6 protein-coding genes and 1 riboswitch are annotated in these 11,256 nt (G+C 44.2%); of the genes, 3 read left to right on the forward strand and 3 right to left on the reverse strand.

Going from position 1 to position 11,256, the window contains the following annotated elements; all coding sequences use genetic code 11:
• Window positions 1-23: 23 nt before the first annotated feature.
• The 3 genes from DWX84_RS03315 to aspT all read right to left on the reverse strand — a co-directional run bounded on the left by DWX84_RS03315 (window position 24) and on the right by aspT (window position 5,903).
• On the reverse strand, window positions 24-2,273 hold the full coding sequence (locus DWX84_RS03315; protein ID WP_048927482.1) for an aconitate hydratase: 2,250 nt from the start codon (window positions 2,271-2,273) through the stop codon (window positions 24-26).
• A 270-nt stretch (window positions 2,274-2,543) separates the two neighbouring features.
• Complete coding sequence (locus tag DWX84_RS03320; RefSeq protein ID WP_008779874.1) at window positions 2,544-4,193, reverse strand: bifunctional aspartate transaminase/aspartate 4-decarboxylase; 1,650 nt, start codon at window positions 4,191-4,193, stop codon at window positions 2,544-2,546.
• 12 nt (window positions 4,194-4,205) lie between these two features.
• Complete coding sequence (gene aspT, locus DWX84_RS03325) at window positions 4,206-5,903, reverse strand: aspartate-alanine antiporter (RefSeq protein ID WP_036610880.1); 1,698 nt, start codon at window positions 5,901-5,903, stop codon at window positions 4,206-4,208.
• Window positions 5,904-5,989: 86 nt separating this feature from the next.
• A riboswitch (cobalamin riboswitch) is annotated at window positions 5,990-6,187 on the forward strand.
• Between the two features lie 127 nt (window positions 6,188-6,314).
• On the opposite strand from aspT, the gene DWX84_RS03330 reads away from it, so the two are divergent.
• The 3 genes from DWX84_RS03330 to DWX84_RS03340 all read left to right on the forward strand — a co-directional run bounded on the left by DWX84_RS03330 (window position 6,315) and on the right by DWX84_RS03340 (window position 11,242).
• Window positions 6,315-7,232 carry a sirohydrochlorin cobaltochelatase gene (locus tag DWX84_RS03330; protein WP_005862321.1) on the forward strand — a complete coding sequence of 306 codons (918 nt, stop codon included), beginning with the start codon at window positions 6,315-6,317 and terminating at the stop codon, window positions 7,230-7,232.
• Window positions 7,233-7,378: 146 nt separating this feature from the next.
• On the forward strand, window positions 7,379-9,760 hold the full coding sequence (locus DWX84_RS03335) for a TonB-dependent siderophore receptor (protein WP_008779872.1): 2,382 nt from the start codon (window positions 7,379-7,381) through the stop codon (window positions 9,758-9,760).
• A gap of 18 nt (window positions 9,761-9,778) precedes the next feature.
• A complete protein-coding gene (locus tag DWX84_RS03340) occupies window positions 9,779-11,242 on the forward strand; it encodes a PepSY domain-containing protein (protein WP_009017440.1) in 1,464 nt (487 codons plus the stop codon).
• The last annotated feature ends 14 nt before the right edge of the window (window positions 11,243-11,256 follow it).

The following is an 11,256-nucleotide window of genomic DNA, read 5'->3' on the forward strand; positions in this document are numbered from 1 at the left end:
ATATCAAGATTTTTTTGTTTGTCTTAGTGAGCTGTATTTAAAGCGGAACCCGCCTTGAACCATTTAATTTGTAAATCATTATACGTATGGTTAACCGGGAATGATTCTTGCGTACCATCCGCATGAAGAAGAACGGCCGTCAACGGTTTGCCCGGCTGAAAATCTTTCAATCCGATGATCGAGATATGGTCATTCTCACGGATCTTGCTATAATCCTCCTTATCGGCGAAAGTCAGTGCTAACATTCCTTGTTTCTTCAAGTTTGTTTCGTGGATACGGGCGAAACTCTTGGCTAGGATCACTTTTACATTTAGGAAGCGAGGCTCCATGGCTGCATGTTCCCGGGAAGAGCCTTCACCATAGTTTTCTTCCGCTACGACGATCGAGGAAATACCATTTGCCTTGTATTGTTTCGCTACGGCAGAAACTGCTTCATATTCATTGTTCAGTTGATTCAATACAGAGTTTGTCTTCCCATTGAAAGCGTTTACGGCTCCCATCAACATATTATCCGATATATTTTCCAAATGCCCACGGAAACGTAACCATGGACCGGCCATCGAGATATGATCCGTCGTACATTTACCTTCAGCCTTGATAAGAAGGGGCATATTCGTGAAATCCTCTCCGTTCCAAGGAGCGAAAGGCTTTAATACCTGTAGGCGATTGGATTCCGGATCGATGTTCACCACTACGTTCTTACCCGTAGGTGCCAGATAGCCGTTATCCTTTACCTCGAAACCTTTCGGCGGAAAATCCGTGCCTTTCGGTTCTTTCAGTTTCACAACCTTACCATCCTCTGTCTTCAAGGTATCGGTCAAAGGATTGAAACATAGATCACCTGCGATGGTCAAGGCTAGTGTCAGTTCCGGAGAAGCGACAAAAGCATGTGTATTCGGATTACCGTCCGCACGTTTAGCGAAGTTACGATTGAATGATGTAACGATCGAATTCTTACGGGTATTATCATCCGTATGACGTTTCCATTGTCCGATACAAGGACCACAGGCATTCGCCATAATGGTTGCGCCAATCCGTTCAAAATCACCGATAATACCATCTCTTTCCGCCGTATAACGGATTTGCTCGGAACCCGGGTTGATGATCAAGGGTGCCGCTACCGGTATTTTATCCTCATAAGCTTGGCGAGCAATGGATGCCGCACGGCTTAGATCTTGATAAGAAGAGTTGGTACAGGAACCGATTAATCCGACCTCCATCTTTCGGGGATAGCCATTCGCTTTTACTTTTGCGGCAAACTCCGAGATAGGCGTAGCTGCATCCGGCGTGAACGGACCGTTAATATGCGGCTCCAATTCGGAAAGGTTAATAACGATTACACGATCGTAAAACTTATCTGGCTCGGCACGAACGTCCATATCCGCTTCCAGATATTCACCAATAGCTTCGGCCCAGCTCGCTACCTCGTCACGTCCCGTGGCACGAAGATATTGAGCCATTGTATTATCGAATGGGAATAAAGAAGTAGTCGCTCCTACCTCGGCACCCATATTACAGATCGTAGCTTTTCCGGTCGCCGAGATGGAGGCGGTGCCCGGACCGAAATACTCGATGATAGCGTTCGTTCCACCTTTTACGGTTAAAATGCCCGCTAGCTTAAGAATCACGTCCTTCGGCGAGGCCCAACCATTCAAACTACCAGTTAACTTAACACCAATTAGTTTCGGCATCTTCAGTTCCCATTCCATTCCGGTCATGACATCCACGGCGTCGGCTCCTCCTACTCCGATAGCGACCATTCCAAGTCCTCCGGCATTCGGGGTATGTGAATCAGTTCCTACCATCATACCGCCGGGAAACGCATAATTTTCCAATACCACTTGATGGATAATGCCTGCTCCGGGTTTCCAAAAACCGATTCCATATTTATCGGAGACCGATTTCAAGAAATCATAGACCTCGCTATTGCTCTTGGTAGCCGTATCGATATCCGTCTTGGCTCCCATATTCGCTTGGATCAAATGGTCGCAATGCACGGTAGCCGGTACTGCGGATTTTTCTTTTCCGGCGTTCATGAATTGTAAAAGCGCCATCTGAGCGGTGGCATCTTGCATAGCCACACGGTCGGGACGGAAATTCACATAATCCTCACCTCTTTTGAAAAGGCGAGTCGAGCTTTCATCGTATAGATGCGCATATAAGATTTTCTCGGCCAAGGTCATCGGGCGACCACCGATACGTTCGCGGGCTGTGTCCACTCTTCTGGGGAAATTCGCATAGAAATTTCTAAGCATGTCAATGTCGTACACCATATTCATATTCGTTTTTTATTGTAAGCCTTTTCGCAAATATATTTATCTATAACCAGCTAAAATGTAATAAATAAGACATCTGCCAATGAGTCTTTGTTTTTATTATCAACAAATATATAATATAATGAAATACAATTTGTTCGATAATTTCTATGAGGTTATAGAGGTTATTTATAATCTCCCGGATAACTTAGAAAAACGGGCTAATCGCACGTTTATTAATAAAACGTACCATTAGCCCGTTTTGTTCAAGCCTTGGAGCTGTTTTTTCTACTTATCGAGACTTTCTTTCCATCTTTGAGCATAACTATGTAAAATAGATGCGATACCCTCTCCAATCCGGACATAATCTTCCCGTTTAAGGTTGGCTAAAGATGCGCGGATAGACCACTCGGGAGCATCAAAACCTCCTCCGTTCAGTAAAACCAAGGAAGTTTCCTGTGCCAGACGGAAAACGACATCCAGAGGTTCGTAATTCTTTTTTAGATATTCCACGAAATCATCCCCATAGAATTTCTTAGCCCAGACAAGCATATCGATCTCACTATAGTATCCCGCACGCAAAGGGTCGTCCAATAAGGTGAATCCGGTGCTTTCCCACAATGTGTGTAAACGCTCGTGGATCATATCCTGCATCCTTTTCTTATAGGTATTTTCCGCATCTAATAGAGCGAAAGACGCAAACAGAGACATTTGTGTTTGTTGTGGCAAGGAAAGACCGGCCGTATGATTCAAGGCTACTTGACGGCTATCGGCTACCATACGATCAATAAAGCGGATATCCTCGGGATGTAAGGATAGACTGCTATATCGTTTTTTTAGAAGCTCCTGTTTATCTCTTGGCAATTCACGGATCATCCGGTCGTAAATATTATCTTGATGTAAAGCGATTACCGCCAATCTCCATCCGGTTGCCCCGAAATATTTGGAGAAAGAATAGACACATAACGTATTCTTTGGTAATTCGGCCATCATCGAGCGAAAATGCGGAATAAATGTCGCATACACATCATCCGTAATAATCATAAGGTTGGGATTGTCGTTCCGTACGATCTCAACGATCCTATTCATCAATGCTTTTGTCAATCCGTATGAAGGCGGGTTGCTCGGGTTTGTTATGAAAGCGGCTTTCACGCTAGGATCTTTCAGGACATCTAAATCCTTTTCTTGATATTGCCACGTGTGATAGCCGTCTTTTGTCATCTTCAAGGCTTTTATCTCTATGACATTAAAAAGATAACGAGCCTGTTCCGGAATCTCTATATAAGGAGTGAATACCGGAGCGAAGAGAATGATCTTGTCTCCCTTATTCAACAAGAAATTCTGCTGCAAGGAATCGAAGATATAACACATGGCGGCAGTTCCGCCCTCGGTAGCGAAAAGGTCGAATATTCCCTCAGGGGGCTGGTTATCACATAATTCTTGGTCTAAATAATCCCGCACGAGCATTTCCGTATATTTCAAGATACGATCGGGAACCGGATATTGATCACCAATGACACCTTCCGCCCATTCGTATACAAGCTCATTCTCATCTACACCTTTTTCCGTGACCAGATATTCATAGGTACCCTTCAATAAAGTAGCGCCGGGAGATTGCGCATGTTTCTTTAGAAACTGTACGAAGCGAGACGCGATCCTTTTGCGGTTGGGAACCCCTGCGGCTCCGGCCATCTCATCTGCCAATTCGGTTTCCCGCTGGCATTCCTCCAAGGCGAACTGCCCTAATAGGAAGAATGCCTCCCGTGGAACCGTACTGATCCAGTTTGGATTTCCCCTTCCTGCGTTCAGCATGATGTGCGTACTTTTACGAGCGCTCTCATCCGCTAACTCTATCAAGATGTTCTTTAGCTCGAAAGGGCTAATCTCCGACATCTTTTTCTCATATTCTCTCGTGACATGTATTTTCTTCTTGTCCATACATTATATATATTACATGATTAGCACAATAACGACACCCCAGATGATTAATAAAGTATTACCCACCGCATAGGTAACGGTATAGCCTAAGGCTGGAGTCTCACTTCCTACGGCATCTTCCACCGCTCCTAATGCGGCAGTTGTCGTACGTGAACCCGCCGTACAACCTAAAGTAATAGCCGGGTGGAACTTAAAAACGTAACGTCCCATCAGAATACCGATGATAAGCGGGATAGATGTCGCTAAAGCACCGATAATAAATAAACTTATACCGACTTCCTTCAATCCGGTCACGAAACTGGGACCCGCCGTGATACCGACTACGGCGATAAACATATTCAATCCCAAATTATTTAATATCCAGACGGAAGGCTCCGGAATACGCCCGAAGGTCGGATGCTTAGAACGAAGCCATCCAAAGACGAGCCCGGCTATCAAAGCACCTCCACTCGTACTTAGGCTAATCGGGACACCCCCGAAATGAATCGCGAGCGAACCTAAAATTCCCCCTAAGAAAATACCGATACCCACGAAAATCAAATCGGTCTGATTGGTTGGGCGATCGGGATATCCTAAAGCCGTCGCCGCTTTATTTACCTCTGATTTCATGCCTACCAATTCCAGCATATCACCGGAATCTATCACCGTAGCGGCCAAGACCGGGATATTGATACCCGCACGCCTTACGGACTTGATGCTAACACCATGCATGAACGATTGATTGCGTAAATAGCAGATCTTTTTCCCCACGTATTCCTTATGGATCACTAGTACGGGTAACGTCTCTGCCGGAAAATCGAGCAATTCAATGTCATTGACCTCGTCGCCAATCCAGTTCTCCTCTCCGATCACGAATTCCCGGCGACCGCTTAGGACAACCTCATTTCCGGTATGTAAAACCAAATCCGGTTTAACATCGGTTACTACATTATTAATACGGACACGCTCCACGAACAAATGCCGTCCCAATTGGTCTAAATACACCTCCAACTGCTTTACGCTTTTGCCATCCTTGAACCATTCATTACTAATCTTATAGGCCCGGAAAGTTACCGGACGGGCGGCAGGCATAAAGCCCGGTTGCTCGCTCTCGTCGTTATTTCCCATTTTAGCCTCTAGCTCTTTACACGCTTTTTTCACGTAGTCGAGTCCTCCTAAAAGACGTGGCCCGATATCACTCACTAACCATGCGGATCCTGCCGTACCGAAAATATAAGTTACCGCATAGGCCACGGGCATTACATTTACCATAGCACTTTTATCCGTATCGCTAATATTCATCTGTCCGATCGTATCTTCGGCAACTCCTAATACTGCCGACATCGTCTGGGAGCCCGCCAATAATCCTGCGGCCTCGCCTGCGTTATATCCCATAAGTTTCGCTAACAAAAAAGGAGCGATCAAACAAAATATACACATGACGGCGGCGAAAAGCATTTGAGGAAGACCTTCCTTTTTCAATCCCCGGAAGAACTGTGGCCCAACGCTATATCCTACAGCGAAGAGGAACATCAAGAAAAAGACGGACTTTAACGGTCCGCTTATATCGATTTTTAATTGCCCGATCAATACACCGACCAATAATACGCTGGTAACCGTTCCCAGCGTGAACTTCTTTATCTTAAACTTGCCAATCCAGAAACCGAGAGCTAAGGTTATGAAAATAGCTAGCTCCGGATAATGTTGAAGTAAATTAGTTATCCATTCCATATCTATTTATTTGATGTTAAACAAAAAAGATGCTATTGGAACAGGGATTCTTTGAAAGATGTTGTTACTTTTCGGGATTATTTATATAAATTTGCGACCGCTTAGGTGATAGAGTTTGTCTACCGACAACTCTATAAAAGGGAATCCGGTTAGAATCCGGAACAGTGCCCGCTACTGTGAAGCTCTTGAAAAGGAAAGCGTTCTGCTATGCCACTGTCTTAAGAAAGATGGGAAGGTTGCTTTCCGAGCCAGTCAGGAAACCTGCCAAGCGAAGTAATGATTAATTCCTCCCGGGGTCAGGAGTAATTAAGAGGATAGAAATATCACCTATATCTAAAAGATGTTGGAGACGTAATAATACGTTGTCTCCGTGGGATTGATATGTAATCTAATTATTAATATATTCATATGATGAGGAAACACTTACTATCTTTCTTCTTGCTGGTCATCAGCCTAGTTTGTCGTGCGCACGATGGCGAGAATTTTGTAGCATCCGATTTATTCGCCTCTTTACAACCGGGCGATAAGGCCGCTTTATTGATGGTACATTTTGGAACAACCCATGATGATACCCGTGCCTTGACAATCGACGCGATCAATCAAAAAGCGAAAGAAGCTTTCAAAGATGTTGAGTTGCGTGAGGCATGGACTTCTCGCATTGTAATGCGCCGCTTAAAAGCTCGTGGCGTAGAGAAACTGAACCCGATCGAGGCCTTGGAAAAATTAAAGACTGATGGTTATACACATGTCTTGATCCAATCCACGAATATAATCGAAGGTATCGAGATGGAATCCTTACGTAAGGATGTTGCCACCATGAAATCTTCTTTCAAGGAGATTCGTATCGGTAATCCTTTATTGTATACACCGGAGGATTATGAGGCGGTAATCGTCGCTATCACAAAAAATGGGGCGAAAGAAGGCGCTACTTTATTGGTAGGCCATGGCACTTATACTCCGGCGACGGCTCAATATGCCATGTTGGATTATATGTTGAAGGAGAAGGGATTCAAGGATTATTCCGTAGGAACCATCGAGGGCTATCCTACTTTTGATACGATGGTAGCCCAAGTAAAGGCCAATGGAACGAAGAAAGTCTTGTTGATGCCATTTATGTTTGTCGCCGGAGACCATGCGAAAAACGATATCGCCGGTGATTGGAAAGAGGAACTGGAAAAGAAAGGCTACGAGGTAAGCGTATTTATGGAAGGTCTGGGACAGAATCCGGATATTCAGAAGATCTTCATCGAACATGCCCGTTTCATGGCTAAACATAAGATGATCGATATCGTTGATAAGAAGAAAGCTTATGCGGTAGAGAAGGACTAAAAAAGTTCTCCAAATCTATGTTTTATTCCTTTCGGAAGAAAAAGTAATTCCTTCCGAAAGAAACTAAATTTTCATTCGAAGGAAAATGGAATTTCTTTCGAAAGGGATTTCACATGCATACAATAAACAGTTATAATGCTAAATATATGAAAAGAGTTTTGACAATCTTACCGTTGACAGCCTTATGTATCAGTACGATGCAGGCACAACACAAGAATGAGTACACGAATTTCGCCGATACGACATTCAATATTCAAGAAGTCGTAGCGACCGCCGCACGCAAGCCACGTCCACAAATCACGAAGTTGGACGTACCTATGAAATATCTTCCTATTTCAATTAATAGCATTACGGCGAGTAGTTTGGAGTTGCGAGGTATCCGTAATATCCAAGATGCGGTACGCTTTATGCCGGGCGTACGATTCCAGACATCTTATGGCGCATTTCAACAATTGTCGATCCGTGGTTTCGATCATTCTATCATGATGATAGACGGTATCCGCGATGAACGTTCGGCAATAAACAACTCTTATCCCGTACCCGATCTATCCTGTATCGAGTCTATTGAATTATTAAAGGGACCGGCTTCTGTACTTTACGGACATTCAGCCGTAGGTGGAACCTTGAATATCGTTCGTAAATCCCCGTCAGAGAAACAGAGCGTTAATGCTCGATTGGCCTACGGTAGTTACGAGAATAAAGAGGCGACACTTGGCATGGGCGGTAAATTGGTCGGTCCGGTCAATTATTACGCCAATGTCAACTTTTCCGATCAAGAGGGCTGGCGTGATAATGGCAACCGTCGCTTTTCCGGTTATCTGGCATTGCAAGCTAAAATGACGGAACGTGACATATTAGATGTTCGCGGAGGTTTTAACCGCGACTTCTATGGGACGGAGATCGGTCTTCCCGATTTAATGGCAAATGATGTATATAATGTGCAAACAGGACAGTTATATCTCCATAAAAATGAGATGCTACCGGGACTTGACCGTGAGGCTCGCTACAATAACGAGTCCGACTTTATGAAGAATCACGCATGGAACGTATCGACGCAATACACACATACTTTTTGGAACGGCGCGAAACTAACAGATCGCCTTTCTTACAATAACGACGATATCAACTATTTTGGGACGGAAGCCCTCGACTATCTCGAAAGTGATGATCCGATCTATGATCATTATTATATGAAAAACGGCCAGAAAAAATATATCTGTTTGGACAGTGTATATCTTTCTTTCCCGCTTCGCTTCTCCCATATAGCCAAGACGGTAGCCAATACGCTCGAGCTAAGCGGTAAATTCAGGACGGGTGAGATAAAGCATACGTATATGGGAGGTTACTCTTTCGTCGCCTTGAATCGTACCAGCTATTCGGGCTATAATTTAGGAGATGATGTTCAGGGTCCCGGCCTTTATTCGCATGTATCCGTTTATGATCCGCATAGCATGGGATATATGACCAGTAAATTCTCGAAAGCAACGGTTACGCATCATTATTCCAACAGCCTTTATCTTCAAGATATGGTTGAGTTCAACGAGCAATGGAAGGTATTAGCCGCTCTACGTTACGACTTTTTCCGTTATATGTCCGCCAGCGCTACAACTCCTACCGGACGACGTGAGTATGAGGAGCATTCAAGCTTCAATATGATAAAGAATAAGGCGTTGACTTATCGTTTCGGAGCGGTCTATCTGCCCCATCCGAATACATCCATTTATGCGTCTTTCGCCTCTTTCTTCAAGCCGATCCGTACGTTCTATCAAGATAACGTCATTTATGTAGGAGGTGATGGAAATCGTTTCGAGCCTGCTCGCAATGAGGAAGTATTTAAGCCGGAGAAAGGATACCAAGCCGAGGTGGGTCTTAAATATCAATTGAACAATATATTAAGCGCCAATGCCAGCTTGTTCTATATCCGGAAGATGAACAGTACGGCTACGTTGACCAACAACTATCAAGAGGAAGTAAACGGCGAGACTACCACGATGAGTGTAATCGGACAGGTGGGTGTACAAGATTCCAAAGGTTTTGATTTTGATGTCACTCTTTCTCCGGTAAGCACCTTAGCGCTGACGATCGGTTATGGATTGAACGACTCCAAGATCCGGGAGATGAAAGAAATAAAGGATCCGGAATTGATCGAGGCTATCTATGGCAATAACCCGGATGAGACAAAGCAACAATTGAATAGCCAAGAAGGAAACTGGCAGAGCAACGTACCGAACCAGACTTTCTACGCATACGGCAGTTATACCATCCCTCGGGGTGTCTTGAAGAATCTGGAATTTCACTTGAGTAGCAGTTATACCGGTAAAGTATACCGTAATACATCTAACAACTCTTGGTTCGATCCGTATTGGGTAACCGATTTCGGTATGTCTTATTTGTTGAACAACAATATTCACCTTACATTCAACTTGAATAACTTGTTTGACAACAATTATTATAACCAAGCGCTCGGACAACAGATGGTGCCAAGCATGCCTCGTAATTTCCAAGTGGCTATCTCCTATACATTATAATATATAGAACATACGCTCATGAATCTATTGACAAAGATCATGCAATTTATACACAGGATACTGGGCACGGCACTCAGTATCCTGTTCCTCGTTTGGTTCCTATCGGGATTGGTAATGATCTACCATACGTTCCCGCGAGCGGACCGGGCCGATAAACGGGCGAAGATGGATATTCTCTCTCCGGAGAATCTTCCTTCGTTAGACCAGATAGAGAAACGTTTACCGCAGAACGAGCGGATAAACCATGTTACCTTAAACAGCTATTTGGGACAAACTGTTTTTCATCTCCGGACGGAGAAAGGGAGCTATGATATTCCTGCCGACTCGACGGAAAGATTACCCGTAATCGACTGGAATCATATCCAACGTGTGGCATCACTATGGAATACCTCTTCCATAGCGAAGGTAGATTCCTTGTACACCTTGGACCAATGGATTCCATTCGGTCGTTTAAAAGAGGAATTTCCGATCTATAAATTCCATTTCGCCGATCCGGAACGACATGAATTATACATATCCTCTAAATCCGGGGAGGTTTTGCAATATACGGATAAAAACAGTCGTTTCTGGGCTTGGCTCGGGGCGATCCCTCATTGGGTCTATTTCACTTCCTTGCGGCAAGACGCTGAATTATGGATAAAGGTAGTTGTCTGGTTATCCGGAATCGGGTGCGTTATGTGTATCGCCGGGATCTATTTAGGAATACGGGATTTCCGGTTAGCGAGGAGACGTCATTTGATTTCCCCTTATAAGAAGTTCTGGTATAAATGGCATCATATTCTTGGGGTGTTATTCGGTTTATTCGTCCTCACCTTCTGCTTTAGTGGTATGATGTCTTTAGCTCGTGTACAGGATTGGGGGTTGAAAGCCAAGCTCGATATAAACCCGGTTCAAGAACTGCGGAAGATGGCTCCTTCCCCACTCGATTATCCGTTGGATTACAGGGCGGTCATACAAGCCTATCCCGGCCAGATCCGTCAATTGGAATGGAGTAGTTTTGGTGATATACCCTTTTACATCGTACAAACAGACACGAAGGATATTGTCGTGAACGCAAATAAGAGTGACGGGATATCTTTATTGAACCTGCGACCGGAAGAAATCCGTTCCGTATTGTCTCAGATACATGGTATCGGGACCACGGCTGATATCAAACTGTTGGATGCTTATGATACGTATTATATCTCACGAAAAAGGAATTTAGAACTCCCGGTCTGGAAAGTATCTATTCAAGACGTGGATAATAGTTGTTATTACATTAATCCCCGTAATGGACAATACCGTTATGTAAATACGCCGTCTCGTTGGAACCATTGGATGTATCCGGCATTGCATAGCTTGAATCTGAAATTCTTGGTAGATCATCCGGTCTTATGGAATATCGTGATGTGGGGAACCATGTTGGGAGGCACGTTCGTTTCCTTATCCGGTGTATGGCTTGCGATAAAATATATCAGGCGAAAAGCGAGAAGAAAGAAGTAAAGCCTGTATATTTG

Source organism: Parabacteroides sp. AF21-43 (assembly GCF_003635435.1).
GTDB lineage: Bacteria > Bacteroidota > Bacteroidia > Bacteroidales > Tannerellaceae > Parabacteroides > Parabacteroides distasonis.

Coding starts and splice junctions, on each gene's coding strand:
- DWX84_RS03315 (WP_048927482.1), bottom strand. CDS start 2,273: ATGGTGTACGACATTGACATGCTTAGAAATTTCTATGCGAATTTCCCC.
- DWX84_RS03320 (WP_008779874.1), bottom strand. CDS start 4,193: ATGGACAAGAAGAAAATACATGTCACGAGAGAATATGAGAAAAAGATG.
- DWX84_RS03335 (WP_008779872.1), top strand. CDS start 7,379: ATGAAAAGAGTTTTGACAATCTTACCGTTGACAGCCTTATGTATCAGT.
- aspT (WP_036610880.1), bottom strand. CDS start 5,903: ATGGAATGGATAACTAATTTACTTCAACATTATCCGGAGCTAGCTATT.
- DWX84_RS03340 (WP_009017440.1), top strand. CDS start 9,779: ATGAATCTATTGACAAAGATCATGCAATTTATACACAGGATACTGGGC.
- DWX84_RS03330 (WP_005862321.1), top strand. CDS start 6,315: ATGAGGAAACACTTACTATCTTTCTTCTTGCTGGTCATCAGCCTAGTT.